At 65.9% G+C, this 26,941-nt stretch carries 26 protein-coding genes and 1 pseudogene; 14 read left to right on the top strand and 13 right to left on the bottom strand.

All coding sequences use genetic code 11. From position 1 onward, the window contains the following. The coding region (locus ACYCUK_RS16530) for a hypothetical protein (protein WP_461595784.1) at positions 1-101 on the bottom strand (101 nt) is incomplete at its 3' end. A gap of 156 nt (positions 102-257) precedes the next feature. Between ACYCUK_RS16530 and ACYCUK_RS16525 the strand changes: the two genes are divergently transcribed. Together ACYCUK_RS16525 and mnmA are read left to right on the top strand one after the other, a co-directional pair. Continuing rightward, positions 258-752, top strand: a complete 495-nt coding sequence (locus ACYCUK_RS16525) for an NUDIX hydrolase (protein ID WP_461595782.1) — start codon at positions 258-260, stop codon at positions 750-752. Positions 753-761: 9 nt separating this feature from the next. Next, complete coding sequence (gene mnmA / locus ACYCUK_RS16520) at positions 762-1,931, top strand: tRNA 2-thiouridine(34) synthase MnmA (protein WP_461595781.1); 1,170 nt, start codon at positions 762-764, stop codon at positions 1,929-1,931. Between the two features lie 13 nt (positions 1,932-1,944). Here mnmA and ACYCUK_RS16515 read toward each other — a convergent pair whose 3' ends face one another. The 6 genes from ACYCUK_RS16515 to ACYCUK_RS16490 all read right to left on the bottom strand — a co-directional run bounded on the left by ACYCUK_RS16515 (position 1,945) and on the right by ACYCUK_RS16490 (position 9,522). Beyond that, on the bottom strand, positions 1,945-2,235 hold the full coding sequence (locus ACYCUK_RS16515) for a metal-sensing transcriptional repressor (protein WP_112487637.1): 291 nt from the start codon (positions 2,233-2,235) through the stop codon (positions 1,945-1,947). A 126-nt stretch (positions 2,236-2,361) separates the two neighbouring features. Further along, on the bottom strand, positions 2,362-2,586 hold the full coding sequence (locus tag ACYCUK_RS16510; protein ID WP_461595780.1) for a YgaP family membrane protein: 225 nt from the start codon (positions 2,584-2,586) through the stop codon (positions 2,362-2,364). 111 nt (positions 2,587-2,697) lie between these two features. Next, positions 2,698-5,988, bottom strand: a complete 3,291-nt coding sequence (locus ACYCUK_RS16505; protein WP_461595779.1) for an efflux RND transporter permease subunit — start codon at positions 5,986-5,988, stop codon at positions 2,698-2,700. Next, complete coding sequence (locus ACYCUK_RS16500) at positions 5,981-7,087, bottom strand: efflux RND transporter periplasmic adaptor subunit (RefSeq protein WP_461595778.1); 1,107 nt, start codon at positions 7,085-7,087, stop codon at positions 5,981-5,983. Before ACYCUK_RS16500 ends, ACYCUK_RS16505 begins: the two co-directional genes overlap by 8 nt. Positions 7,088-7,134: 47 nt before the next feature. Further along, positions 7,135-8,601 (bottom strand): TolC family protein, encoded by a 1,467-nt coding sequence (locus ACYCUK_RS16495; RefSeq protein ID WP_461595777.1) that lies wholly within the window; start codon positions 8,599-8,601, stop codon positions 7,135-7,137. A 309-nt stretch (positions 8,602-8,910) separates the two neighbouring features. Further along, positions 8,911-9,522 (bottom strand): thioredoxin fold domain-containing protein, encoded by a 612-nt coding sequence (locus ACYCUK_RS16490; RefSeq protein WP_461595776.1) that lies wholly within the window; start codon positions 9,520-9,522, stop codon positions 8,911-8,913. 45 nt (positions 9,523-9,567) lie between these two features. On the opposite strand from ACYCUK_RS16490, the gene ACYCUK_RS16485 reads away from it, so the two are divergent. The 6 genes from ACYCUK_RS16485 (at position 9,568) to ACYCUK_RS16460 (ending at position 13,783) form a co-directional block, all read left to right on the top strand. Beyond that, positions 9,568-10,143: a hypothetical protein gene (locus ACYCUK_RS16485; RefSeq protein WP_461595775.1), complete on the top strand. Its 576-nt coding sequence runs from the start codon at positions 9,568-9,570 to the stop codon at positions 10,141-10,143. A 131-nt stretch (positions 10,144-10,274) separates the two neighbouring features. Further along, positions 10,275-10,703 carry a PTS sugar transporter subunit IIA gene (locus ACYCUK_RS16480; RefSeq protein WP_461595774.1) on the top strand — a complete coding sequence of 143 codons (429 nt, stop codon included), beginning with the start codon at positions 10,275-10,277 and terminating at the stop codon, positions 10,701-10,703. After that, complete coding sequence (locus ACYCUK_RS16475) at positions 10,697-10,966, top strand: HPr family phosphocarrier protein (protein ID WP_461595773.1); 270 nt, start codon at positions 10,697-10,699, stop codon at positions 10,964-10,966. Before ACYCUK_RS16480 ends, ACYCUK_RS16475 begins: the two co-directional genes overlap by 7 nt. 192 nt (positions 10,967-11,158) lie before the next feature. Beyond that, a complete protein-coding gene (locus ACYCUK_RS16470) occupies positions 11,159-11,782 on the top strand; it encodes a Spy/CpxP family protein refolding chaperone (protein WP_461595772.1) in 624 nt (207 codons plus the stop codon). A gap of 61 nt (positions 11,783-11,843) precedes the next feature. Beyond that, positions 11,844-12,566: a winged helix-turn-helix domain-containing protein gene (locus ACYCUK_RS16465; RefSeq protein ID WP_461595771.1), complete on the top strand. Its 723-nt coding sequence runs from the start codon at positions 11,844-11,846 to the stop codon at positions 12,564-12,566. Then, complete coding sequence (locus ACYCUK_RS16460; protein ID WP_461595770.1) at positions 12,563-13,783, top strand: HAMP domain-containing sensor histidine kinase; 1,221 nt, start codon at positions 12,563-12,565, stop codon at positions 13,781-13,783. The genes ACYCUK_RS16465 and ACYCUK_RS16460 overlap by 4 nt, the downstream gene beginning before the upstream one ends. A 44-nt stretch (positions 13,784-13,827) precedes the next feature. Here ACYCUK_RS16460 and ACYCUK_RS16455 read toward each other — a convergent pair whose 3' ends face one another. Then, a complete protein-coding gene (locus tag ACYCUK_RS16455) occupies positions 13,828-14,238 on the bottom strand; it encodes a hypothetical protein (RefSeq protein WP_461595769.1) in 411 nt (136 codons plus the stop codon). A gap of 186 nt (positions 14,239-14,424) precedes the next feature. On the opposite strand from ACYCUK_RS16455, the gene ptsP reads away from it, so the two are divergent. From ptsP to ACYCUK_RS16430, 5 genes are all read left to right on the top strand, one after another. Beyond that, complete coding sequence (ptsP, locus tag ACYCUK_RS16450; RefSeq protein ID WP_461595768.1) at positions 14,425-16,182, top strand: phosphoenolpyruvate--protein phosphotransferase; 1,758 nt, start codon at positions 14,425-14,427, stop codon at positions 16,180-16,182. Positions 16,183-16,265: 83 nt separating this feature from the next. Then, positions 16,266-17,798 (top strand): M48 family metalloprotease, encoded by a 1,533-nt coding sequence (locus tag ACYCUK_RS16445; protein ID WP_461595767.1) that lies wholly within the window; start codon positions 16,266-16,268, stop codon positions 17,796-17,798. Beyond that, positions 17,795-19,684 carry a PglL family O-oligosaccharyltransferase gene (locus tag ACYCUK_RS16440; RefSeq protein ID WP_461595766.1) on the top strand — a complete coding sequence of 630 codons (1,890 nt, stop codon included), beginning with the start codon at positions 17,795-17,797 and terminating at the stop codon, positions 19,682-19,684. The genes ACYCUK_RS16445 and ACYCUK_RS16440 overlap by 4 nt, the downstream gene beginning before the upstream one ends. Before the next feature lie 227 nt (positions 19,685-19,911). Continuing rightward, positions 19,912-20,640 (top strand): AzlC family ABC transporter permease, encoded by a 729-nt coding sequence (locus ACYCUK_RS16435; RefSeq protein ID WP_461595765.1) that lies wholly within the window; start codon positions 19,912-19,914, stop codon positions 20,638-20,640. Positions 20,641-20,659: 19 nt separating this feature from the next. Continuing rightward, positions 20,660-20,986 (top strand): AzlD domain-containing protein, encoded by a 327-nt coding sequence (locus ACYCUK_RS16430; RefSeq protein WP_112487659.1) that lies wholly within the window; start codon positions 20,660-20,662, stop codon positions 20,984-20,986. A gap of 38 nt (positions 20,987-21,024) precedes the next feature. Here ACYCUK_RS16430 and ACYCUK_RS16425 read toward each other — a convergent pair whose 3' ends face one another. Further along, on the bottom strand, positions 21,025-22,350 hold the full coding sequence (locus ACYCUK_RS16425; protein WP_461595764.1) for a sensor domain-containing diguanylate cyclase: 1,326 nt from the start codon (positions 22,348-22,350) through the stop codon (positions 21,025-21,027). A gap of 305 nt (positions 22,351-22,655) precedes the next feature. Between ACYCUK_RS16425 and pyk the strand changes: the two genes are divergently transcribed. After that, positions 22,656-24,086, top strand: a complete 1,431-nt coding sequence (pyk, locus tag ACYCUK_RS16420) for a pyruvate kinase (protein WP_461595763.1) — start codon at positions 22,656-22,658, stop codon at positions 24,084-24,086. 165 nt (positions 24,087-24,251) lie between these two features. Here the strand turns inward: pyk and ACYCUK_RS16415 are convergent, their stop codons facing one another. From ACYCUK_RS16415 to ACYCUK_RS16400, 4 genes and pseudogenes are all read right to left on the bottom strand, one after another. Beyond that, on the bottom strand, positions 24,252-24,959 hold the full coding sequence (locus tag ACYCUK_RS16415) for an FHA domain-containing protein (protein WP_461595762.1): 708 nt from the start codon (positions 24,957-24,959) through the stop codon (positions 24,252-24,254). Positions 24,960-25,044: 85 nt separating this feature from the next. Continuing rightward, positions 25,045-25,830, bottom strand: a complete 786-nt coding sequence (locus tag ACYCUK_RS16410; protein ID WP_112487663.1) for a Stp1/IreP family PP2C-type Ser/Thr phosphatase — start codon at positions 25,828-25,830, stop codon at positions 25,045-25,047. 37 nt (positions 25,831-25,867) lie between these two features. Further along, a complete protein-coding gene (locus ACYCUK_RS16405; protein WP_461595783.1) occupies positions 25,868-26,587 on the bottom strand; it encodes a TerC family protein in 720 nt (239 codons plus the stop codon). A 211-nt stretch (positions 26,588-26,798) separates the two neighbouring features. Next, a pseudogene (locus ACYCUK_RS16400) lies at positions 26,799-26,941 on the bottom strand (succinate--CoA ligase subunit alpha); the annotation flags it as partial.

The raw sequence follows: 26,941 nt of genomic DNA, 5'->3' as shown, positions 1-26,941 counted from the left end.
AGCACGGTGTGGCCCTGGGCCACCAGCTTCTTGACGGTCTCGGGTGTGGCCGCCACCCGCCGCTCTCCTCCTAAGCTCTCAGCAACAACGCCGATGCGCATCCAGGATTCTCCTTGTGGGTTGGGGATGTCTCATGCGATCCAACCCGATATTCTTACCGAAGCGCGGCATTCGGGTGCAAGCGCAGCAAGCCAGCCCCCGGGAGAACCCGGGGGTTTGATGAAACAATCGGTCACTTCGTCCTTGAAGGCCCACCCATGCGCCAAGCCTGGAAACCCAGTGTCACCGTTGCCGCCATCATCGAGCAGGATGGCCGCTTTTTGCTGGTGGAGGAACACACCCAGGAAGGCCTGCGCCTGAACAACCCGGCCGGCCATCTGGAGCCGGGCGAGAGCCCGCTGCAGGGCGTGGCGCGTGAAGCGCTGGAGGAAACCACCCGCGACTTCACGCCCGACGGGTTGGTGGGCGTGTACCTGTCGCGCTTCCAGCGCCCGGGCGAAGATGTGACTTACCTGCGCTTCGCGTTTCGCGGCAGCGTGGGCGCAAGCGTGGCCGGGCGCGTGCTGGATCACGGCATCGTCCGCACCCTGTGGCTGACGCCCGAGGAAGTGCGCGCCAGCCAGTCGCGGCATCGCAGCCCGCTGGTGCTGCAGTGCGTGGAGGACCACCTCGCCGGCAAGTGTTATCCCCTCGACTTGGTGACGACCCATGCCAGCGTGCTGGCGCTGCAGGGCGGGGGCGGCGGCGCCTAAAATTTGCGCATGTTACCCAGCCCCAAACCCCGCGTCGTCGTCGGCCTGTCCGGTGGCGTCGATTCATCCGTTTCCGCCTGGCTGCTCAAACAGCAGGGCTACGACGTCGTCGGCCTGTTCATGAAGAACTGGGAAGACGACGATGACAGTGAATACTGCTCGTCGCGCCAGGACTGGCTGGATGCGGTGAGCGTGGCCGACCGCATCGGCATCGACATCGAAGCGGTGAATTTCGCCGCCGAATACAAAGACCGCGTGTTCGCCGAATTCCTGCGCGAATACGCCGCCGGGCGCACGCCCAACCCCGATGTGCTGTGCAACGCCGAAATCAAGTTCAAGGCTTTTCTCGACCATGCCATGCGCCTGGGTGCGGAGAAAATCGCCACCGGCCATTACGCCCGGGTACGCGAAACGGCACCGGGATTCGAGCTGCTGCGCGGGCTCGATCCGTCCAAGGACCAGAGCTATTTCCTGCATCGGCTGAACCAGGCGCAGTTGTCGAAAACCTTGTTCCCGGTGGGTGCGCTGCACAAGATCGAGGTGCGCCGCATCGCTGCGGAAATCGGCCTGCACAATGCGCGCAAGAAGGACTCGACCGGAATCTGCTTCATCGGCGAGCGGCCGTTTCGCGAGTTTCTCAACCGTTACTTGCCGACGCGCCCCGGACCGATGAAAACGCCCGATGGCCGCCTGCTTGGCGAGCATGTCGGCCTGGCGTTCTACACCCTGGGGCAGCGCAAGGGCATTGGTCTGGGCGGCAGCAAGGACGGCAGCGGCGAACCTTGGTTCGTGGCGTGCAAGGACATGGCCAGCAACACCCTCTATGTCGCGCAGGGTCACGACCATCCTTGGCTACTGAGCCACAGCCTGCGAGCCAGCGATATGAGCTGGGTGGCGGGAGTCGCACCCAGCGCCGGCACGGTTCACGAGGACACGCAGGGCCGCTCCCGGGGTGCTCTCAGCGCCAAGACGCGCTACCGCCAGGCGGATAGCGCCTGCCGCATCGGTGAGCTGAATGACGGCGGCTTTTCGCTGGCGTTCGACACGCCGCAGTGGGCGGCGACGCCTGGCCAGTCGGCCGTGGTCTATGCGGGGGAGGTTTGTCTGGGAGGCGGCGTCATCACCGCAACGGGCCGCCTCGTGGCCGAGGCGATGGCGCCAGCAATCGCCCGCGCTTGAGCGGGCCGGGCGTTCAGGTCATGCGGCTCAACAGGGTTTCCATCTCCTCCATCATGGAATCGAGCTTGACCTTCTCGGTCGGGCCGCCGTCCATGCGGGAGTCGAGCTCCTGCTCGATGTAGCAAACGGTCATGCGCACGAAGGTGCTGTCCAGCGCCTTGCGCACCGCCGAGAGTTGCTGCGCAACCTTGAGGCAGGGCTCGCCTTCGTCGATCATGCGCTGCACACCGCGCAACTGACCCTCGGCGCGCTTGAGGCGGTTGAGGATGTCGGTACGCGAAGATTGATCGGTGAGAACAGTCATGAAGGACTCTCCAGGGGGCTGGGTATGGGGAGGAGTGGAATGGCGCATCCGTTGCCTTTCATTCATGATACTGAGGCGGTCGGCCTTGCGTTGCGGGCTCACCCATGCGAACTGAGCCGAGACGGTTCAGCTCCCGCAGCTCAGCTTGGACTCAGGCACGCCCGCCTTTTTCAGGATGAGGCCCAGCGGGCAGAAGTTGGTGAAGCCGAACTGCAGCAGGTTGGCACCCACGAAGGCGGTCAGCAGCAGGAACCATTCGGACACGAAAATCGGGCTTTCTCGTACACCCAGGGCAAGGGACAGCAGGATGAAGGTCCCGGCAAAAATACGGATGTAGCGTTCAACGGTCATGGTCAGGCTCCAGCGGTTGGATGGGAATCAATACATCAAAAATAATGCAAACCCACCCGGGTATCAAGCGCGTGGGCGGCGGCGGGAATGACAAGTTGTAAAGGCGGCCCATCATGCTTGCATCGGCGGTGGTGATTGGACACGAATCTGCCAGATGTAATACAGCAGCGGAATCACGATGAGCGTGAGGATGGTCGACAGCAGGGTCCCGAAGATCAGCGACACCGCCAGCCCGCCGAACACCGGGTCGGACACCATCACGGCCGAGCCGAAGATGATGGCCAGCGCGGTGAGCAGAATGGGACGCAGGCGCACGGCGCCGGCCTGCGCCACCGACTCCTGCAGGCTGTAGCCGCGGGCGCGGTAGTCGAGGATGAAGTCGATCAGCAGCAGTGAGTTGCGCACCACCACGCCCGCCAGGGCGATCACCCCGATCATCGACGTCGCGGTAAATGCCTGGTGCGTGATCCAGTGGCCGGGAAACACGCCGATGAGGGTGAGCGGGATCGCTCCCATGACGATGACCGGCAGCAGGAAGGACTTGTAGTACGCCACCAGCAGCAGGTAGATGAACACCAGCGCCACCATGAAGGCCGAGCCCAGGTCGCGGAATACGTCGAGGGTCAGGCGCATCTCGCCGCCCCACAGCAGCTGGTAGCCCTTGAGGTCGGATGCCGGGGTGTCGGTGAAGCCGAGGTTGCCGGTGGTGAAGGTGGTGCCGTTGGCCAGTTTTTTGCCGTCGAGCCTGGAGTTCAGGCTGAGCGTGGCATAGACCGGGCTGGAGTGGCTCATCTCGCCGCTCACATAGACCACAGGATGCTGGTCGCGGGTGTAGATCGGCTTGGCCAGGCTGGTTTTCTCCACCGTGGCGATGCTGGATAGCGGAATGATCTTGCCCTGCGCATTCTGGATCGGCACGTCGAGCAATTGCTGCGGGCTCTGGCGGTCGGCGCGCGGCACGCGCACGATGATGTTGATCGGCTCCAGCGAGGCGTTGTCGTGGATGGCACCCACCTTCATCCCGGACACATAGTTGTGCAGCAGTTGAATCACCTGCCCCGGAACGATGCCCGACATGGCCGCTTTCTGGCGGTCGATCCCGATGCGGTATTCGGCCGTGGTTGCCGTGACCGAATCGTCCTGGTTCATCAGGCCATAGGTCTTGTCGAAGTCGGCCAGCACGTTCTTGGCGGAGCTGCGCAGGGTGTCGTAGTTCGGGCCGTACAACTCGGCCATGACCTGCGCGCGCACGGGCGGGCCGGGTGGAGTTTCGAACAGCTTGATGAAGCTGGACGGAAAGCGCGCACGCACCGCGGCGAGCCGCTCATCGAGCTGTTGCACGATGGCGTGCGACTCGATCGAGCGCTCGCTCTTGCCCACGAGATTGACGCGGATTTGCGCGAAGTTGTCGCCGCGCTTGAGCATGTCGCCACGCACCAGCGAGGCGAAGTCGATGGGCGCGGCTTCGCCGACGAAGGTCTGGTAATCGACCACATAGGGGTTGGTCGCCAGCACATCGCCAACCGCGCGCGCCACTTCGTCGGTGCGTTCCAGCGATGAGCCTGCCGGCGTATCCACCTGCACCAGGAAGGTGTTGGTGTTGTCGTTCGGCAGCATTTTCAGCTCCACGCCAAGCGGCGACAGCGGACCGTTCATGCCGGACGGGCGGATGAACTGCCAGGCCGGCATCAACATCGCCGCCATCAACAACAACAGCACCCCCGCCAGCATCAGGTTGCGCCTGGTGCGGCTCTTGAGCATGGGCTCGATGAGCTTGAGGTAGGCCGTGTGCAGTTTGTCGTCCTTGTGCGCGCCCTGCTCTTCCAGCGCCTCGCTGCGCGCCAGGGCTTCGCGCGCGGCCTTCTTGCTCAGCCACACGCGCGCTGCCCAGGGCACGACGATGTAGGCCAGCAGCAGCGAGGCGATCATCGCCACTGGCACGTTGATCGGGATGGGGCGCATGAACGGACCCATCATGCCGCTGACGAAGGCCATCGGAATGAAGGCCAGGATCACCGCCAGCGTGGCCATATTGGTCGGGTTGCCGATCTCGTTGGTGGCCTCGATCACGGTGGAGATGAAGTCACCCTTGGGCCCGCTGTGCAGATGGCGGTGGATGTTTTCGATCACCACAATCGCGCCATCCACCAGCAGGCCCAGCGACAAGATGAGCGCGAACAAGGTGATGCGGTTGATGCTCTGGCCGATGATGAGATCCACCGCGAGCACGGCGAACAGCGTCAGCGGCACCGTGAGGGTGACGATGCCCGCCTCGCGCCAGCCGAGGAAAAACCACAGCAGCAGCGAGACGCTGACGATGGCGATTCCCAAGTGCTCGACCAGGGTGTTCACCGCCTCGTTGGCCTTGTGGCCATCGTCGCGCGTGACCGTGACATGCACACCCTGCGGCAGCGCGTAAGACTTGATGGTGTCGAGCTTGGCCAGCACGTCATGCACCACCACCACGGCATTGGTGCCGGACTTCTTGGCAATGGCCAGGGTGACGGCGCTCATCTCCTGCCCGTGCGGCTTGCCCTTGGCGGCCAGGCCCCAGGCGAAGTGCGACAGATCGTCCACATGCTCGGGGCCGTCCACCACGCGCGCCACGTCCTTCAGGTAGACCGGCTTGCCACCGGGCGCGCCGATCATGATGTCGCCCACCTGCTGCGCGTTGCCGAGAAAGCTGTCCACGCGCACCGGCGTGACCTGGTTGTTGTCGACCAGATTGCCGATGGGCGCGGCGGCGTTGCTTCCTTGCAGTGTTTTGTCGAGCTGTTCCAGCGGTATGCCGGCAGCGGCCAGCCTGGATGGCGAAATCCACACATTCACGGCCCGCGGCGCACCGCCCACCACCTCGGTGAACGACACGCCCGGGACATTGCGCAAATGCGCCAGGACCTTCTCGCCGACGTCGCGCAACTGCACGCCGCCCATGCTGGCCGACGACAGCGTGAGGGTCAGAATCGGCACGTCGTCCACGTTGATCGGCTTGATCACCGGCTGCATCGCCCCGGGGGGAATGCGGTCAAGGTTCTGCATCAGCTGGTTGTACATCTTGACCAGGCTTTTCTCCTGGTCCTCGCCCACTTTGAACTGCACCGTGACCACGCCGAAATCGCTCGTCGCGTAGCCGTAGGTGTGATCGACGCCGGACATCGACGCCATGATCGCTTCCAGCGGCTTGACCACCAGGTTCTGGATTTCCTGCGGGCCGGCACCGGGCTTGGCGACGATGATGTTCGCCGCCGGCACCACGATCTGCGGGTTGTACTCGCGCGGCGTGACCAGCAGCGCCAGCACTCCGACCAGCGTGAGCGCCACCATGACGAGGGCGGTGATCTTGGAACTGATGAAGGCGCGGGCCAGCCTGCCCGCGCTGTTCATGGGGGCGCGTTCAGCCACGGTTGCCTCCGCCGATCTTCACGCCGTTTTCCACTGCGCCCAGGTTGCTGGTGACGATGGTGTCGTCCGCGCTCAAGCCCGCCTGAATTTCGACCTCGTCGCCGGTCTGCGCGCCCAGCCTGACCAGGCGGAAGTGGGCGATGCCATCCCTGTCCACCACGAACACCCCGGTCATCCCGGCGCGATCGACCACCGCGGCTTGTGGCACGCGCAATTGCGGCGAGCTGCCGACCGGAAAGCCCACGCGCACGAAGCTGCCGCTGTCGAGCCCGGCGTTGGCGGGCAGATCGATCTTCACGGTGTGCGTGTGGCTCATCGGATCGGCCACCGGCACGGCCTGGGCAATGATGCCCTGCAGCGTTTTGCCATTCGCAAACATCTGCACCGTGTCGCCAATCCTGATCTTGCCGTACACCTCGCCCGGCACTTGTGTTTGCACCTGCAGCTTGCCTTGGCCTTCGATCACCAGCACCGGGCGGCCCGGTGCCGCCAGATCACCCTGATTCGCCATTTTTTGCACCACCACGCCGGCAATCGGCGAAGTCACGGAGGCGTAGCGCATTTGCGCCAATGCGGTGTTGAGCCCTGCCTGCGCCGCGGCCACCTGTTGCTGTGCCACCTGATAGCGCAGTTGGATCTGATCCCACTGTTGTTTCGGAATGGCCTGATCTTTGTAGAGATTGCCAAAGCGCTCGTCATCCCCCTTGGCATTGGCGAAGTTGGCCTGCGCCTGCGCAAGGCCTGCGCGCGCCTGCGCCACCTGACCCTCGATGTCGGTGGGGTCGACCTGGAACAGCAGTTCTCCCGCCTTCACCGTCTGACCTTCCCTCACCGTCAGGGTACGGATGTAGCCCATCAGGCGCGACGCCACCTGCACCTGATTGCTCGACACCACCGTGCCCGACAGCAGGGTGAGATGCTGCAGATTGCTGGAGGCGAGCTTGAGGGTTTGCGCCGCGACCAGGCGCGGGGCCGCCGCGGTGCTGGCCGTCTCGTCGGGACGGCCGCAGCCGGACAGCAAGGCGGCCGCGAGCAGCAGGGCCAGCGGCGTGCGTTTCAGGCTGAGGCCGGGCAGGAAGCGCGATGGGGCATGGAGCATGATGTTCTCGACTGAATGGGGTGGGCGACCAGGTGTATCCGTGGTCATCAGGGTTGGGCCGAGGTTGAGGCCGGTTGCGCCTGCATAGCGGATGCAGCGACAGATGCCGTGGTGGACGCGACGACAGGTTGCAGGCCGTCGAGCGTGAGCTGGCCCAGGGCCAGGCGCAGTGCGGCGCGCTGCATATTGATCTGGTTGCGCGCCAGCACCAGGTCGGCACGGGCCTTGTCGAGCTGGGCTTGCGCGCCCTGCACCTCCACCAGCGTGCCGACGCCGTTGGCATAGCGCTTGCTCACGATGCGCGCGGCTTCTTCGGATTGCTGCACCGCGAGGGCGCGTGTCTTGAGCTGGTTCTGCGCGTCCAGCGCCTTGCGGTAGCTGTCCTGAATCTGCATGCCGAGCTGGTTCTCCGCCGACTGCAGCTTGGCCTGCATCTCCATGCGCTGCGCCACGGCCTGATCCACCCCCTGGCGGGCAACGCCGCCATCGAACACATTCCAGGTGAGCTGCGCGCCGATGGTGTAGCTGTGCGCGCTGAAGCCCACGCTCGGGTCGGCGGTGTCGACACGCGCCAAGGCGCCCACCTGCGGATACAGCTCCGAGCGGGCCACTTCCACCTTGCCCGAAGCCGCTTGAATCTGCTGCCGCAGTGCCTGAATCTGTGGGTTGTTCTCCAGCGCCTGGCCGATCCATCTGTCCGGGCTGCCAGCGGGCAGGCTCACCTGCACCTCCGGCCCAAGCTCGATCTTCTCGGTGAGTGGCAGACCCAACGCCACATGCAGCGCATCCATCGCCTGCGCCTCCATATCGCCAGCTTGCTCTTGCTGCAGCTTCACGTCTTCCAGCCGCACCTGGGCCGAAAGCAAATCGCTCTTGATCACCACGCCCTGCTTGAGCAGGCTGTCCACGGTTTTCACCTGGCTCTGCGCCGCCTCCAGCGCCTTGGCTGCCACCCCCTGGAAGGCGCGCGCGGTGTACACGCCGTCGTAAGCCTGCAGCGCACGGGCGATGATTTGCTGACGCGCCGCAACGTCGCCCGACTGCGCCGCCAGCAGCATGGCACGCGCCTGCTGCCGATAGCCCTGCAACTTGCCGCCGGTGTATAGCGGCAACTGGGCTTCCAGCCGCGTGCTGAAATTGTTCACCCAGCCGGGATCGTTCAGGTTGTTGGGGGCGACGCCGAGAGACTCGGGGCCCGTGAACTGGTTGGCGCCGAAGTCGTTGAACGTGGCCTGGCGCTGCGACAGCTTCATGCCGAAGGCATTCAGCGCGTCATTGGTGCGGGTGGCGCCCACGGTGGCGGTGATCTTGGGCAGGCGCGCACCTTCGGCTTGCGACACGCCGGCCTGGGCCTGGGCAATTTGCGCCTGGGCCGAAAGCAGGTCAGGGTTTTGACGCAAGGCCATGTCGATGGCCTGACGAAAATCCAGCGTCAATGCATCGGCCCAAACAGGCCAGGCGGCGACCAGCAGAACAACACCGACACCGATGCGGCGCATTGCGGAATCAGCCATTTGAAAACCCCCGGTTGAACGAAGCGGCTTAGGTCGTACTTGCAGCCTTGTGCAGCACCGAAACCGAAGACCGGCACCTAGACTAATCCACCAGCGGAACGGCTGACAAGGACGAACCGCCACACGGCGTGAAATCTTTGGATTTGATACTGGCTACAGTATATCAATACTGTACAGGGCATGCAGCATTGCGCATCGATCATCCGGCTTGCCTGCGTTTGCGCACCAGCGGTCAGGTCTTGTTCCCGCGCACCGCCGAGAGGGAGGAGGAAGCTTGGGAGCGGCCCGGCGCTTCCTTCGTGACGGCCCCTAGGCCGCTGCCTTGCTGCGGCCACCCCCCGAGGGGGTCAAGGAAGCTTGGGAGCGGCCCGGCGCTTCCTTGTTGGCACCAAGCTGCGCGGCGCCCTCCTTCAAGGCGCGGTCGACGAAGGCCTGGTAGAAGTCGGGCTGGCCTGCACCCGCCAGGCGGCCGGCCACTTCGCGCCCACCGGGGCCGAAAAACAGCACGGTGGGGGCCAGTTGCACGCCGTATTTTTGCGCCAGGGCCTTGCCGGTCGTGGGCTTGCCGTCGAAGCCCAGCAATCGGTAATCGGGCTCCATCTCCACCTGTTGCACCGCGTAGCCGTCTTTCACCAGCCATTGGTAGGTGCTCTTGCGCAAGCGCTCGCAATAGGTGCAGCCGGGGTAGCTGAACATCACCACCAGCGGTTGGTGCCGGCTCGCAGCCTGGACTGCGCTCGACTGCAGATCGCGCGCAGGTGGCAGTGGCGTGTCGGCCCGCGACAAGCCAGCGAGCGTGAATGACAGCCCCATGGCGATCAAGCCCGTCCAAAGCCAGGCGCGCACATGGGCTTGGAGTCGCAGCGCAAACTTCGTCCAGACGGACGCAGTCGACTCGGGGAGTATCGGGTTGCGGTACATGGGCTGAACTCCGTAGGCTGGAAAACTTCACCGGATAATGCGCATATGCTAAATCTTCATCAACACCCCCGTTCCCAGCGTGGCTGGTCATGGCCCGTCGCGCTGGCGGTTTCGGCGGCGAGTCTGCTTGGCGCTTGCTCACCCACCCTGAACTGGCGGGAAACGCGCCCGAAGGACATCGACATCCTGCTGACCTTTCCCTGCAAGCCGCAGCAAATCGCGCAAACCGTGCAATTGGCCGGCAGCATGGTCAAGATGAGCATGACCGGGTGCGCCACAGACGACATGACCTTCGCCCTGGCCCACGCCGACATGAGGGACGCGACGAAGGTGAGCGCGGCCCTGGCCGCGCTGCACCAGGCTGCGGTGCGCAACGTTGCCGGCTACGTGACCCAGAGCCAGCCCGCCGATGTTGCCCATGCGACCCGCGGCCTGGCCGATGCGCTGGACCTGAAGATCGCCGGCAAATCCCCCACGGGTCAGCCGCTGCGCGAACGGGTGGTTCTGTTTGCCCAGGGCACCCAGGTGTTCCAGGCGACGACCTTCGCCAGCAGCTCGCATTACAAGGACGAAGCGGCACAGACCTTTGCCAACTCGATCCGCCTGCCGGGCGGGGGTTGATTGGGTGATTGAACCCATCGGGTTTGCGCAATGTTGCGCCGCAGCTAAACTTGAATGCTCTGCGGTATGGCCCTGTGTGACGCGAAGCTGCTGACACCCAGTTGCCCCATCCGCCCTCTGGAGTGCGCCGCATGCCCGGCATCCTCATCATCGCCCACGCCCCGCTGGCCAGCGCCCTGCGCGACTGTGCAGCCCATGTCTACGCCGGTTGCCCCAGCCAGTTGGAGGCGCTGGACGTGCCGCCCGACGCCTCGCCCGAAAGCATGCTGCCCCAGGCGCAAGCGGCGCTGCAGCGCGTCGCCGGAAACGATGGCGCCGCGCTGCTGTTGGTGGATGCTGCCGGCGCCACACCGTGCAATCTGGCTCAACGCCTGGCGCGCGCACCTGTGCCGGCAACCGCGGTGCGCGTGGTTTCGGGCGTCAACCTGCCCATGCTGCTGCGCACCCTGTGCTACCAGAATGAGCCACTGGACGCGCTCCTGGACCGGGCCCTGGCCGGTGGCGCTCGTGGCATCGCCGAACTTCACAACGACGAGACCTCCGACCCTCCCCCATGTTGAAACGCGAACTCCTCATCAGCAACAAACTCGGGCTGCACGCCCGTGCTTCGGCCAAGCTCACCAAACTAGCCTCGGAATTCGGCAGTAATATCTGGCTCTCCAAAGGCTCCCGCCGCGTCAACGCCAAAAGCATCATGGGCGTGATGATGCTGGCCGCTGGCCAGGGTTCCCGCATCGGCATCGAGGCCGATGGCGCGGATGCCCAACAGGCGCTGGACCAACTCACCTTGCTGGTGGACGACAAATTCGGCGAAGGCGAATAAGCCGCAAGTCCAGCACGCTGCAGGCTCGCGGGCGACGACGTCGGGGCGCCGCCGGCGCCGCGCGGTGCAAGTGCCAGACCGGCGGCTGGCCACCCCCCGCAACATTCCGACATCCGCGCGGCAAACGTTGGCAATGCTTGGGGCGCATCATGCAAGCATCGTCCCCACGCGGGACCATCCTGGAGATTCATCATGTCGCTGCACACCACCGCCCGCCCCAGCCGCTTCCCGCAACACCTCTCGACCAAGGCCGTTCTCGGTGCGCTGGGCCTGAGCCTGAGCCTGATCGCCGGTTCAGCACTGGCCCAGAGTGAACCTTCCCCGCCTCCCGCAGCCCCCATGCAGCAAGGCGGCCCGATGGGTCAGGGCATGCAGCACGGCATGCCGCATGGCCACGAAAAAGCTTGGAAGCATCACGGCATGGACCGCACGATGCAGCGCATGCTCGACCGCGTGCACGCCACGCCTGAGCAGCGCGAACGCATCCGCGGTTTCCAGAAAAGCGCCATGGAGCACAACCGTCCGCTGATGGAACAGATGCACGACTTGACGCAGCAGCGCATGCAATTGCTGGCCGCACCCAACATCGACTTCGGTGCGCTGGAAAACCTGCGCAGCAAACAGATGGCCGTGGCCGATCAGATCTCCAAGACCATGACCCAGACGCAATATGAAGTCGCCCTGGTCCTGACCCCGGCGCAGCGCCAGCAGATCGCCCACATGCTGCAGGAACGCATGCGCCACGGCGCGAAGCCGGGCGACCATGGCGACATGGGCCACGGCCCGATGAACCACGGCATGGGTGGCGCGCAGTAAAGCAAGCCTGGCCGCTGGCGGCTCACAGGCTTTGGATTCGCACGAGACCGGGAGACTGCCCATGAACCTTCGCCTGCTGCTGGTCGAAGATGACGCCCGCCTGGGGCAGATGGTGGACGACTACCTGACGACGGCTGGCTGGCAGGTGGCGCGTGCCGTCAACCTGGCCCAGTCTCACACCGCGCTGGGGCTGGACGAGGCCGTTGGCCACGGCCCGGGCTTCGACGCCGTGGTGCTGGACCTGATGCTGCCCGATGGCGACGGCCTGGACCTGTGCCGCCGGCTGCGCAGCACCGGCAGCGACCTGCCGGTGCTCATGCTCACGGCGCGGGGCGATCCGCTCGACCGCGTCATCGGCCTGGAACTCGGCGCCGACGACTATCTGCCCAAGCCCTTCGAGCCGCGCGAGCTGCTGGCGCGGCTGCGCGCCATCGTCCGCCGCCGCCAGGGCGCGTCCGAGCCAACCCAGGTTCTGCGATTCGGCCGTCTGGAAGTCGACCCCGCCGCGCGCCAGGTGCGGGTCGATGGCGAAGCGCGCCAACTCACCGGCTACCAGTTCGACCTGCTGCTGGCCCTGGCGCGCCATCCGGGGCGGGTGCTGTCGCGCGACTTCCTGCTCGATGCGGTGAACAACACCGACGCGCCCGAGGTCTACGACCGCTCCATCGACGTTCACATCAGTCGCATCCGCGCCGTGCTCGAAGACGACCCGCGCCACCCGCGGCGCATCCTCACCCTGCGCGGCGCCGGCTACGTGTTTGCCCGCAGCCAGGACGTGGCATGAACCGGCCCCAAGCCGCCATGGCTGCCGCGCCCAAGCCCGCCGCCCTGGCCCCATCTGCAGACGCGGCAGACGCTGCGATCGCGGCATCGGCGGCATCCCCGACAGCTCCGGCACCCGGCCCTGCTGCGGCCTTTGCCGTGCGCACCCCGCTGTGGGCGCGCATCGGCCTGGCGCTGGCCATCGCCTTGCTGGTGCAGGCCGTGGCCTCGGCCGTGTTCATCCACTGGCTGTTTTTCTCCAATCCGCAAGAAGTCGCGCTGCGGCACGCCATGTTCCGCGCCTTCATGCATGTCTACGGCATCCAGCCCTCGCCGTGGCGGCGCCTGCTGCTGTCGCCACTGGCCACCACCGTGATCACGGCCTTGGTGGTTGGCGCTGTCACCTTCCCGTTGATGCGCCGACTCACGCGCCGCCTGCAGCGCCTGCAACGCGGCGTGCAGGCGCTCGGTAATCTGAACCTGGGCGCACGCGTGGCCGTCGAGGGGCGCGACGAGGTGGCGGCGCTGGCCGTGGCGTTCAACCAGGCCGCCGGCCGTATCGAAACCCTGGTGAACAGTCACAAATCCTTGCTGGCCTATACCTCGCACGAATTGCGCACCCCCTTGGCACGCCTGCGCATGGCGCTGGAAACCCTGAGCCAGCCGCAACTGCCTGGCAGGACGCACGATGCCGCCATGACCGAGGCCAGGCGCGATCTGGCCGAGCTGGACGAGCTCATTGGCACCATCCTGCTGTTCAGCCGGCTGGATGCGGGCGGCACGCGTGTTCTGGATGTGCGCGAAGTCGACCTGCTGGCCTTGGCCGCCGAGGAGGCGGCGCGCGATGACGTCGAAGTCCAGGGCGACTGGGTTCGTTTCTCGGGCGACGAGCGCCTGCTGCGCCACGCCATTCGCAACCTGCTGGACAACGCGCGCAAACACGCCCCCGGCAGCCCGCCCGAACTCAGCGTGCAGCGCACGGCAGGCGGCGCGCGCATCAGCGTCTGCGACCGTGGCCCGGGCGTACCCATGGCCGAAGCCGAGCGCATTTTCGAGCCGTTCGTCCGGCTGCAGGGGCGTGGCGACGGCAGCGGCCTGGGCCTGCCGCTGGTGCGACGCATCGCCCGGCTGCACGGCGGCGATGTGCGCTACGTTCCGAACCCAGGCGGGGGCGCCTGCTTCGTGCTGGACGTTGCCGCGCTCGACAACACCACGGCGGCGACGCCCCGGCGCGCATGAAAAAGCCGGCTTCGAGCCGGCTTTTTCATGCGCGGGAAAGCTGTTCACATGGGCTTCTTGATGTCGCCGCAAGCCACGTATTTCTTGATGTCAGAGGCGCTCTCATGCACGTTGATCGCCATCGGCTCCTTGAGCACGTCGTCCATGCTGACCTCGGGCAGCTTGGTCACCGACATGCCATCCACCACGTTTTCCAGCGGATACTTCGGCACCGGGTTCAAGCTCGCGCAAGTACCCGGGTGGATATGGTCCGGCTGGGCCACGCCCTTGGGGCCGCCCTTGAGGTGGACGGTGACTTCGATGCCCTTGCCCATGGGCTTGATGATGGCGTAGCCGGTTTCGCCAGAATTGTTCTGCGCGGCGAGTTCGACCTTGATCTCGTGATGCATGGCGAAGGCCGCAACCGGGGTGGCGAGCAGACCTGCCAGGGCCAGAGACATGACGATTTTGTTCATGGATTCACCTCGTGAAGTGGAGCAAAGAAGAGGCGGATTCTGGCGCCGCGCCCAGAAAATCGCCGAACCCCGCTGAATTCCACGTCGAACCGTAGGGTTTGGAAACATTATTGCGAAAGAACTGCGTTTGTTGTGCCGCACCGCAACGCCCCGGCGGCCGCGGCCGCCTCTAACTAAGATGGAGTCATGGCTCTGCAAATCTTCGGTATTCCGGTTTCTCGCGGTGTGGCTGTCGGGCGCGCCGTGCTCATGTCCTCGGCGCGGCTGGACGTGGCGCACTACTTCGTCGATCCCGGGCAGGAAGAGCAGGAGGTCGACCGCCTGCGCGCCGCGCGCCAAGCCGTGCGCGCCGAACTCGACGCGCTGCAGACTGAATTGCCGGAAGACGCCCCGGCCGAGCTCTCGGCCTTCATCGACGTTCACAAGATGCTGCTGGACGACCCGCAGATCGGCCGCGAAACCGCGGTGTGGATCCGCCGGCGGCGCTACAACGCGGAGTGGGCGCTCACCGCGCAGCTCGAAGTCATCGGCCGCAGCTTCGATGAAATGGACGACAGCTATCTGCGCGAGCGCAAGGCCGACGTCGAGCAGGTGGTGGAGCGCCTCCTGCGCGCCTTGCGCGGCACGGGCGGGCTGGCGCGCGGCATGAGCAGCGACGAAGACCTGGTGCTGGTGGCGCACGACATCTCGCCGGCCGACATGATGCAGTTCAAGCAGGGTGTGTTCCGTGGCTTCGTCACCGATGTCGGCGGCAAGACCTCGCACACCGCCATCGTCGCCCGCAGCCTGGACATTCCGGCGGTGGTGGGCGCGCGCGAAGCCAGCCGCCTGATCCGGCAGGACGACTGGGTCATCATCGACGGCGACGGCGGCCTGCTCATCGTCGATCCATCACCCATCATTCTCGAAGACTACCGCGTGCGCAAGCAGGAGTCCTCGCTCGCGCGCGAGCGCCTCAAACGCCTGAAAAACACCCCGGCGCGCACGCTCGACGGGCAAATGGTCGAGCTGCTGGCCAACATCGAACTGCCCGACGACTGCGACGCCGCGCTGCAGTCCGGCGCCGCCGGCGTGGGGCTGTTCCGCACCGAGTTCCTGTTCATGAACCGCGCCCACGACCTGCCCGGCGAGGAGGAGCAGTTCGAGGCCTATCGGCGCGTGCTGCAGAGCATGCAGGGGCGCCCGGTCACCATCCGCACCATCGACATCGGCGCCGACAAACCGCTGGGCACCGAGGCCGCTTACCGCGACGGCGATTTCACCCACCTCAACCCGGCGCTGGGGCTGCGCGCCATTCGCTACAGCCTGTCCGACCCCGCCATGTTCCGGGTGCAGTTGCGCGCCCTGCTGCGTGCCGCGTCATTCGGGCCGCTGCGCATCCTCATCCCCATGCTGGCGCATGTCGGCGAAATTCGCCAGACCTTCGCCCTGCTCGACACGGCCCGCACCGAGCTGGCCGCTTCCGGCCAGGCCTATGGGCCGGTGGAGGTGGGAGCGATGATCGAGGTGCCTGGCGCCGTGCTCATGCTGCCGCTGTTCCTCAAGTACTTCGACTTCGTCTCGGTCGGCACCAACGACCTGGTGCAGTACACCCTGGCCATCGACCGCGCCGATGAAAGCGTGGCCGCGCTGTACGACCCGCTGCATCCGGCCGTGCTGCAGCTGCTGGGCCAGACCATCGCCCAGAGCCACGCCGCCGAGGCCTGGAAGGGCCGCGCCGTGCATGTGAGCGTCTGCGGCGAAATGGCCGGCGACCCCAGCCTCACCCGCCTGTTGCTGGGTATGGGCCTGCGCAGTTTTTCCATGCACCCGGCGCAAATCCTCAGCGTCAAGCAGGAAGTTCTGCGCGCCGACTGCGCCCGGCTCGCTCCCTTGGCCCAGGCCGTGCTGGCCGAGTTCGAGCCCGAGGGCCAGCAGCGCGCGCTGGCGGCGCTCACGGCCTGAGCGCGGGCCAGACGCCGGAGCCTTTTGCCCTTGTTGGACCTTGTTTCGCCATGCATTGCTTCTCCACTGCACCGCTTTGAGCCATGACTGATTTCACCCGCCGTCGCCAACTCCTGCGCTGTGGCCTGTGCGGGTTTTCGCTGCTGCTCGGGCTGCCCACCACAAGCCATGCGGCGGAAAATGAGTCCATTGCCAGCCTGCCCGCGCTGGGCGATGCGGCGCAGGGTTTGCTGCCGCCGGCGGTGGAAACTCGGCTGGGCGAACGCATCATGGGCGAAATGCGCCGCCAGCCCGAATACCTGCATGACGTGCTGCTGCGCGACTATTTGCAAGCCATCGTCCAGCGCCTGACCAAGGCGGCCGACGCGACTGCCGAGCCCGACGCGCCGCACCGCTTCGAGGTCTTCGTCTTGCGCGTCGCCAGCTTCAACGCCTTCTCCCTGCCAGGCGGCTATGTCGGCGTGCACACCGGCCTAGTGGTGGACGCGCGGGCCGAGGCGCAACTGGCTGCGGTGTTTGCGCACGAGCTGTCGCACATCACCCAGCGCCACATCGCCCAGCGCCTGGCCCAGGCCAGCACCAACAACATCCTGTCCATCGGCTCGCTGGTGCTGGCCATCCTCGCCGGCGCCACCGGCAGTGGTCAGGCCGCGGAAGGACTGGCGCTGGGTGGGCAGGCCGCTGCGGTGGACCGCGCACTGCGCTTTTCGCGCAACAACGAGCGCGACGCCGATCGCGTCGGCACTGGCATCCTGCGCGCCTCGGGCTATCCGCCCCAGGCCATGGCCAGCATGCTAGAGCGCTTGCAGAACATGTCGCGCCTGGACAATGCCGACGTCTATGCCTTCCTGCAGGATCACCCGCTGACCAGCGAACGCATCGCCGATGCCCAGGCGCGCGGCGGCAACCAGCCACTGCCGCCGGACCACGGCCTGCGCTTCTGGCTGATGAACGCCCGCGCCCGAGTGCTCACCCAGGACCGCAGCGACGCCTGGCGCCGTCTGGCGGATGAGCTGGCCACCAAGCCTGCCGGCTTCCCCGCCCAGCGCGCGGCCTGGGCTTACGGCCAGGCGCTGGCGCTGCAAGCCATCAACCAGTTCGAAGCCGCAGCGCTTGCCTTGCAGCAGGCGCAAAACGACGCCAGCGCATTCAGCCCGGCCGAGCGCCTGCCGCTGGATCTGGCGCACGGCGACTGGCTGCTGTCCCAGCAGCAGGCCCAGCCCGCCCTGAGCCTTGCCCGCCAGTTGCTCCTGGTCGATCCGGCGTCGCGCGCCGCGCTGCACCTGCAGGCTCGTGCCCTGCTCGCGCTGCCCAACAAAAACGCCACGCGCGATTTCCTGCGCGAGCAAACCGTGCTGCATCCCCACGATATCCAGCTGTGGAAATGGCTGGCCCAGGCTTACGCCGCGACCGGTGAATTCGCCGCCCAGCACCGCGCCACCGGCGAGGCCTATGCCCTGGAAGACAACCTCGAAGGCGCCGTGCTGCAACTCAAAATCGCCCAGCGCACACCGGGCGCCAACTACTTCGAGGCGTCCATCATCGACGCCCGGCTGCAAGCCTTGCAAAACCGTCTGCGGCAAGACCGACAGCTCGACAAGCTCCTACCCCAATGACCGCCTCTGCGCACGCCCAAAGGCCCCGCATCGACGCCTCGGCCGCTCCAGCACCAGCCCATGCCGGCTCGCGTTACGCCCTGCCGGGGCAAGTCCTGCTCGTCCTGGCGCTGGCCTTGCCGTTCTTCTGGCCGTACGACCCCGGCCCCAGCGCCAAGACCGGCACCATGTTGCTGGCCGCCGGGCTCTGGAGCCTGACTCTCGTGGCCGCCGCCGCCGCCGGCTGGCTACCACGCCTGGGCACGGCGGTGTGGGGCTTCGTCGTGCTGGCCGCGGTGATTGCGGCGCAAACCCTCGCGGGACGCCTGGCTTACCCAGGACAGGGCTGGATGGCGGTCTTGCTGCTGCTGGGCGCTGCCCTGGTGGCCGGATTGGGCCTTGGCCTGTCGCGCCAGACAGCCTGGCTCCGCCTGGCTTGCACCGCCCTGCTGGCGCAGGGTTTGGTGCAGGGTTTCATCGGCCTGGTGCAATTCAGCCTGTGGCAAATGCCGGCGCTGGGGCAGTGGTTCAACGCGCACGCGGCCTGGTTTTATCAAATCATCAGCTTCCCCGGCGACGGTCGCATCTACGGCAACCTGCGTCAGCCCAACCACTACGCCACGGCCGTGGCCATGGGCTTTGCCGGGCTGGCCGGACTGGCTCCGCGCCTGCGCCTGCGCACCGTCTGGACCTTCAGCGCCATGCTGGCCTGGGCGCTGGTCGTCAGCGGCTCGCGCACCGGCACCGTGCATGTGTTCGTGGTTGCCATGCTGGTGGCGCTGGCCGTGCCGGGCGCCTGGCGCAACCGGCATTGGCAAGCCTTGCTGGCCGCGCCGCTGCTGTATGCGGCCTGGTGGCTGGTGCTGCACGAGGCCGACCATTTCGGCTGGATCAGCTATCTCGACGCCGTCACGCGCCAACTCGACCAGCCGGTCAACGCCCGTTCCATCATCTGGCGCAACGCCTGGCAAGTGTTCCAGATGCATCCCATCAGCGGCTGGGGCTGGGGCCAGATCGGCTGGGGCCTGGAGCAGACCACGCTGGCTGGCCACCTGCACCCACTGCCGCTGGACAACATCGACAACGCCCACGATCTGATCCTGCAGCTGCTGGCCGAAACCGGGGTGGCGGGCACCTTGCCGGTGCTGGTCGCCGCGCTGGTGTGGCTGTGGCAGGTGGTGCAGCCCTGGCGTGTTGGGCTAGCGGGCGCGGCGCGGCGCATCGCCCTGCTGCCGGGCTTGATGACGGCCAGTTTCATCGGTCTGCACAGCCTGGTGGAATACCCACTTTGGTATGCGTACTTCCTCCTGGCGTTTGCGTTCGCCCTGGGCTGGGCCGAGGGCGCGGCGGCGCCGGCGCAACTCGTGCCGGCTCAATGGAAGCGACCCAACCTGGGGCCGTGGCGCAGCGCCGGCATCGCCGCCGGGGTGCTGGCGCTGCTGTTCACCTTCAAGGCGGCCATCGACTACACCCGCACCGCCGAGGTCTACAGCGGCGACCCCCCGAACAGCCTGGCTGCGCGCAGCACCGCCTTGCGTGACGACTGGTTCTTCCTACCGCTGGCCCAGTTCACCGAGGCCGCTTCCGTGCTGCCCTCACCCGACGCCAGCCGGGACGATTTGCTGGCCGATCTGGCGCTGCTCGATCGCTCCTCCCACGCCTGGGGCGATCCCGGGCTGCTGTCGCGCCGCATGATCGTGCTGCTGCGTCTGGGCGAAACACAAAAGGCACTGGACCTGGCGCGCTACACCGCGCACGCCTTCTGGCGCTATGCGCCGCAAACCGCCAGGAACTTCGACGCCCTCGCCGCCGAGGCCGGGCTGCAGAACAATCCGAACGTCGCGCGCATCATGGCTGTGCTGCACAAGGCGCCGGTGCTTCGCCGCATCGTCGTGCCGCGGCAATAGCCCAAGCCGGCTCAGGCCCGTCAAGTGGCGTCGAGAACCAGCCTTTGCCGGCCTGCGTGGCGTTGATGCGCCATACAAAGCGCATGGCAGCACGATCATGCAGCTTCGGCTTGCAGGGGATTTTGCGGCGGCGCAAAATAAACCGGAATCGCCGCGGATTTGCATCCCTGGCGTGCCTCTTCGGCCCGATCTGCCTCGGGCTGCATCAGATCCTTCGGAGACTGTTCTTGCTACCCCCCCGCTTGCGCCAATTGCTGGCTGACCCAGACTTTCGCGAAGGCTTTCGCGACATGCGTGCCGTCGGCCTGGGCATCAGCGCCTGGGGCCTGGTCACCGGCGTGGCCATGGTCAAGTCCGGCCTCAGCGTCTGGCTGGCGCTGGTCATCAGCCTCACGGTGTATGCCGGCAGCGCCCAACTCGCCGCCCTGCCCTTGATTGCCGCCGGGGCGCCCCTGGCCCTGGTGCTGGGCGCGGCTTTTTGTGTGAACCTGCGCTTCGTCGTCTTCAGCGCGCAAATGCGCCCTTACCTGGAGCGCCTGTCGCTGTTCAAACGCGTGGCTTATGGCTACCTGATCGGCGATGTGAACCTGGTGGTCATGCTGCGCCGCCATCCCGTGGCCCACGGCACCACCGAGCAGACGCGCTATTTCCTCGGCGGCGGCACGGTCAACTGGCTGTTCTGGCAGATACCGTCCATTGCCGGCATTTTCCTCGCCAACCTGTTTCCCGACTCCTGGGGCGTGGGTTTCGCCGGCACCCTGGCGTTGCTGGCCATCGTGCTCGGGCTGATGGCCAACCGCGCAGTGGCCGGGGTCATCGTCCTGGCTTCCGCCCTCAGCACCGCCCTGTTCTGGCTGCCACTCAAGCTCAATCTCGTCCTCGCCATTGCGCTGGCACTGGTGGTCGGCATGAGCTGGGACGCGTGGAGCCAGCGCCGCACCGGCCTGGCGATGTAAGCCGCACAGCCTGAACCCCATGCAACTCGAAACCGAAATCGCCCTGGTGGCGGGCCTCACCGCCGTGACCATCGTCACGCGCGCCATGTTCCTGTTCCCGCACAAGGCCTGGAATCTGCCCTCGCGCCTGCGGCTCGCCCTGCGCTACGCACCGGCTGCCGCCCTGGCTGCGGTGGTGGCGCCCGAGTTGCTGCTGGCGACCGATCTGGGACCCTCCTGGGTCAAGCTCGGCGCCGCGGTCGTTGCCAGCGGCTACTACCTGTGGCGCCGCGGCATCCTCGGCACCATCGTCAGCGGCATGGCGGCGTATTGGATCTTGATCGGACTGCGCGCCTGGCTGGGCTGACCTGGGCGCGGCGTGGGCGCCAGGTCGGCGCATCGCGTTCAGACGGCGGCAGACTTGCCTGGAAACTGCGTCTGCCCGGCATCCGGATTGGGGCAGATGACCCAACGGTTCTTGCCGCTGCGCTTGGCCGTGTACATGGCGTCGTCGGCACGCTGCAGCAACTCGAAGTTGTTGCGCGCGTGTTGCGGCACCATGGCCACACCGACGCTGGCGGTGACCTGCGTCGGTGGATGCAGGCCGAGGGACGCATCGCGCACGGCGCACACCAGTTTTTCGGCCAGCACGCCGGCATCGCGCTCGCTGCGCAGCAGCGCCACCACGACGAATTCATCGCCACCGAGGCGGCCGACGACGTCCTCGCCGCGCACGCTGGCGGCCAGGGCCTTGGCCACATGCATGAGCAGGCGGTCGCCCTCGTGGTGGCCGAGGCTGTCGTTCACCGGCTTGAATCCGTCCAGGTCGATGAAGCACACCGCCAACAACTCGCCAGGCTGGCGCCGTTCCAGGGCGACGTCCAGCCGGTGCATGATGGCGCGGCGGCTGAGCACGCCGGTGAGCGCGTCGTGCTCGGCCTCGCGCTGCAGGCGCGCATGGCGGCGCACCTGGGCGGAGACGTCGCGCACGAAACACAGCAGCGAGACCATGCTGCCAGCGTCATCGCGCAGGGCTGACAAGGTCCATTCGCTCCAGATCCGTTGCCCATCGGGCAAATGGTGCGGCCGCTGCACGACGGACGATTGCAGTTTCCCCTGCCGGATGCGCCGCAGGGTGTCATGCCACTGCGGCAAGTTTTCGGGCGCCACGCCACGATCGAGGCAGTCCAGCCGCAAGCTCTGGCTGGCGGTGTAGCCGAGGATCTGTTCGGCCGCGCGCGACCAGCGCGTGACGCGCAGAGCGCCATCGGTTTCCACCACGCCCCATGGTGCATTGAGCATGTGCTGCTCCAGCAGCCAGTTCGACCGACGCAGCGATTCGGCCAGCACGACGTCGTTGTGGATATCGAACGCAACGGTATAGACGGCCGTCACCTCGCCGTGCGCGGTGAGTTCGGGAAACACCTGGACCCGGCCCCAGCGCGGCGGCTGCAGGTGGGTCAACAGGCGTTCGTACTCGGCTGGCTGGCCCTGAAAGGCCAGTGCAAAGGCGTTTTGGGCACGCTCCCAGGCCTCGACGCCGTAAAGCTCGGCCAGGGTTCTGCCGAGCAAGGCCTGCGCCGGCAACCGGGCCCAGCGCAGGTAGGGCGGATTGCAGAAGGTCAGGCGGGATTGCGCATCCCAGCGGCCGATGGGAAGGTCGACGGCTTCGAGCAGGCGGCGGACCGCGGCCGAGTCGGTGAGATCGTCAAGAGGAAAGGTCGTGGCCATGCCGGGCTCACAGGCGCGTGCGCCAGACCCCACGACCAGGAAGCTGCGGTTTGCGGCTCTGCCCCGGCGTGATCCATCCCAATCGCCCCATACCGCCCCCTTGGCCTCGCATCGTCGCGCCTGGATGTCTTGGCCCAATGCGCGTGGTCAAAGCATACGTCCAGATTCAGACCGTTTTGTGCGGAACGACCCTGATGCAGGCCTACACTGCTGTTCAATTGTTCACGGTTTTGCAGTATTTTTTGTCTGTTGCCTTCCTGCTTGTCAGCCACGCCGCTTTCCACCGATCCCAACATTCCCATTCCATGTCCCGCGCAACCAAAATCGTGGCCACCATCGGCCCGGCCAGTTCCTCACCCGAAGTCCTCGAACGCATCATCCGCGCCGGGGTCGATGTGGTTCGGCTCAATTTTTCCCATGGCAACGCGCAAGACCATATCGACCGCGCTGTCCTGGTGCGCGACACGGCCAAGCGCTGCGGCCGCGAGGTCGCCATCATGGCCGATCTGCAGGGGCCGAAAATCCGCGTCGGCAAATTCACCGGCGGCAAGATCCTGCTGGAAAAGGGCAGTCGCTTCACCCTGGACGCGGAGTGCGAACTGGGCAATGCGGACATCGCCGGGCTGGACTACAAGGATCTGCCGAGCGACGTGAAACAGGGCGACCGGCTGCTGCTCAACGATGGCCTGATCGTGCTCGCGGTCGATGCGGTGGAGGGCTCGAAGATCATCACCACGGTGGTCATCGGCGGCGAGCTGTCGAACAACAAAGGCATCAACAAGCAGGGCGGCGGCCTATCGGCACCGGCCCTCACGGCCAAGGACATGGAGGACATCCGCACTGCGATGGCTTTCCAGGCCGACTATCTGGCCGTGTCGTTCCCGAAGAGCGCCACCGATATGGAACTGGCGCGGCAGTTGGCGAATGTGGCCGGCGCGGCCCATGGCCACAAGCCGGCGCTCATCGCCAAGATCGAGCGCGCCGAGGCCATTCCGGCGCTGGCGGAAATCCTGAAGGCGTCCGACGGCATCATGGTGGCACGCGGAGACCTGGCGGTTGAAGTCGGCAACGCCGCGGTGCCGGCGCTGCAAAAACGCATGATCCGCATGGCCCGCGACATGGACCGCGTGGTGATCACCGCGACGCAGATGATGGAGTCCATGATCACCAACGCCGTACCCACCCGCGCCGAAGTGTCGGACGTGGCCAACGCCGTACTCGACGGCACCGACGCGGTCATGCTCTCCGCGGAAACCGCCGCCGGCAAATACCCGGTTGAAACGGTGGAAGCCATGGCCAGCATCTGCGTCGAAGCCGAGCGCTTCGAGGAAATGAAACTCGAGCGCGACTTCGTCGACAAGAGTTTCACGCGCATCGACCATTCCATCGCCATGGCGGCGCTGTTCACGGCGCACCATCTGGACTGCAAGGCCATCGTGGCGCTCACTGAGTCAGGCTCCACCGCGCTGTGGATGAGCCGCCACCGTGTGCGCATGCCCATCTACGCGCTCTCGCCCAAGGAGAGCTCGGTGCGCCGCATGACGCTCTACCGCAATGTGCGTCCGGTGCACATGCAGTTTTCCAATGACCGCGACGAAGCGCTGAAGCAGGCCGAAATCCTGCTGGTGAAAAATCATGCGCTAGCCATTGGCGACAGCTACGCCATCACCTGCGGCGAGCCCATGGGCGCCCCGGGCGGCACGAATATGCTCAAACTCATGCGCGTGAATCGCTGAGGCGTACGGCTCCAAACGGGCTTGATCCTGTTGGGACACGCCGAAGGGCCTGCGGGCATGCTTGCCCGCGGCTCCCTGCTGCCGTGCAGCTGTTTCGATACGGTGCAGCGCCTGTCGGCGGCTCGCCAGCTACCGACCACCCTCCGCCAGAAGCGCGCCCGGTCTTCAGGCTGGCAGAATTTGCAAGCGCGTGCCGCCAGCCAGTTCGACCACATCGCCTGAAGTCAGCACCGCGGGTACCAGGCCGAGCGCGGCGCCGTTGATGCGCACACGCTGCTCGCCCTCGACTTGGGACAGCTCGTAGCCACGCGGATTGCGCTGGATCGACACGACCATGACGCCATGTTGGCCGAAGGTGGTTTGCGGCTTGCTCAGCACCAACTCGGTACCCGCTGCGGCACCGCTGACCACGCGGATCTTGAACGCCGGCAAGCCGCCATCCTGATGTTGCGTGGGGCTGTAACTGGAGGTGGTCAACCCACTGCGCGAATTGCGAAAGCTGGTTCCAGTCCCGCCCGAATTGGTGAAACCTGTGGGGCCGAAGCGAGAGTTGCCGAATCGCGAGCCGGCAAAGGCGGATTGCTTCGAGTCCGACAGCAGGCGCAGGGTGTATTTGCCGATGTCCAGCGAGTCGCCCTCGTTGAAGGCGGCACGCTTGATCGGCTTGCCGTTGATGTAGGAACCGTTGGTGCTGCCCAGGTCCTGCACCACATAGCCATCGCCTTCGCGCAGCAACACGGCATGCTCGCCGCTCACGGCCAGGTTGTCGATCACCACATCGTTGTGCGGGCGCCGCCCCAGGGTGACGCGGTCCTTGTTGAGAACCACTTCCTTGAGCACTTTGTCGTCGAGAAAGATGACCAGTTTGGCCATGGCGATCTACCTTGTGTGTTGGAGTTGAGGGCGCGGGAACATCGGGCGTCGCATTGGGCAGGGGGAAGCTTGCGTCTTTGTACGATCAAACGCATGCACCTTGGTGCAGCGTCACGATGATGACGGAAATATTATCGCGCCCGCCGGCCAAATTGGCCTCCTGCACGAGGCGAAGGGCAGCAGCTTCAGCGGCATCTTCATAATCGTTCAGGATGGTCTGGATGCTGTTGTCGGACAACATGTCGCTCAGGCCGTCGGAGCACAGCAGGATCCGATCCCCCGGCAGCACTGGGGTCATGCCGAGCTCCGGCTCCAGGGACAAATCCACACCCAAAGCCCGCGTCACCAGATTCTTCACGGCTTTCGCTCCGGCGTCACCCACCCGAACGAGGCCCATGTCGATCTGCTCCTGCAGCAGCGAATGATCCTTGGTGATCTGCGTCAGGCGCTGCTGGCGCAGCAAGTAGGCACGCGAATCGCCCGCGTGGCCAAGCACCGCCACATTGCCGGTAAAGGCCACGGCAACCAGCGTCGTGCCCATGCCGGAGTAACGCAGATCTTGCTTGGCGGAACGGTAGATCTGGGTATTCACGCGCCGGATGGATTCGCGCATGGCATTCGACAAGTCAACGGCGCTGATGCGCGGGTACTCGGCCTTGAGGCGCGACAGGTCGGCATTGATCTGCGCCGCAGCCACGCCGCTGGCAACTTCGCCGGCCGCATAGCCCCCCATGCCGTCGGCCAGCACGGCAATGCCAGCGACCGCGTCGCAGGCGATGGCGTCTTCGTTGTGCTCGCGCACCCGGCCCATATCGGTGCAACTGGCCATCTCCAATTGCAGGGCGCGCGGCTTGTCGGCAAGGCTGGGCATAGGGCTCGTGGTCTGGATTGAGTTGTTTGGACGATGGTCAGGAACCGTGAGCAGTCATGGTGTTCCGACGACGCTGCCAGTGTCCGGCACCCCAGACGATGGCAGCGCCGACAGCACCGGCCAGGGCCGTTGCCTGCTTGGCCCAAGGCTGTTGCTGCACCCAGGACTCGGTCGCCGGATCGGTCACCACCAGGCCACCGGCGATCCAGCCCAGCAGCATGGCACCGAGCGTGATGATGATGGGGAACCGCGTCATCAGCGTGATGACCAGCTGGCTGCCCCAGACGATGATGGGCACGCTGAGCACCAGGCCGAACACCACCAGAACCATGCTGTGGTCGGAACCGGCGTTCTGCGCCGCGCCGGAAATGGCGATGACGTTGTCCAGGCTCATGACAAAGTCGGCGATGATGACCGTCTTGACGGCGGCCCACAATCTGTCGGGCGACCGCACGTCGCCGTGAGCGCCCTCGTCATCCTCGGGTTGCATCAGCTTGACGCCAATCCAGAGCAACAGCAAGGCGCCGACGATTTTGAGGAACGGCAGCTTGAGCAAGGTGAGGGCGAAAAAAATCAGCACCACACGCAAGCCGATGGCGCCTGCGGTGCCCCACACGATGGCTTTGCGCCGCTGCGGCAACGGCAGCTTGCGGCTGGCCAGGGCGATGACCACGGCGTTATCCCCGCCGAGCAGAATGTCGATCAGGACAATCTGGCCCAGAGCGGCCCAGAACACGGGGGTGAGAAAGGACTCCAGGGTCAAGGCAAGGCTCCGAACGAATGCTGGGGACACCATGCGCATTCAAGCGCATCACGCTGCAGCATAGCGGGAGAGTGCCCTGGCAAGTGACTCAGGGCTGCGTCACGGCCAGCGCTGGCCAGGCTTGTGGCGCGATTCAGACGTCGGCCCAGCGAAGCGGCTGTCGCACCGACACCGCGCACCTCGCCAGGGACGCGTCAAACCCCAATCAGCCCAGCCGTTTCTGGATGAGTTGGCCCATTTCCGACGGGTTGCGGGTGACGGTGAAGCCGCAGGCGTGCATCACTTCCAGCTTGGCTTCGGCGGTGTCGGCGCCGCCGGAGATGAGCGCGCCGGCATGGCCCATGCGCT

The organism is Thiomonas sp. (genome assembly GCF_054608695.1).
This window is presented reverse-complemented; position numbering and strand designations above follow the sequence as displayed.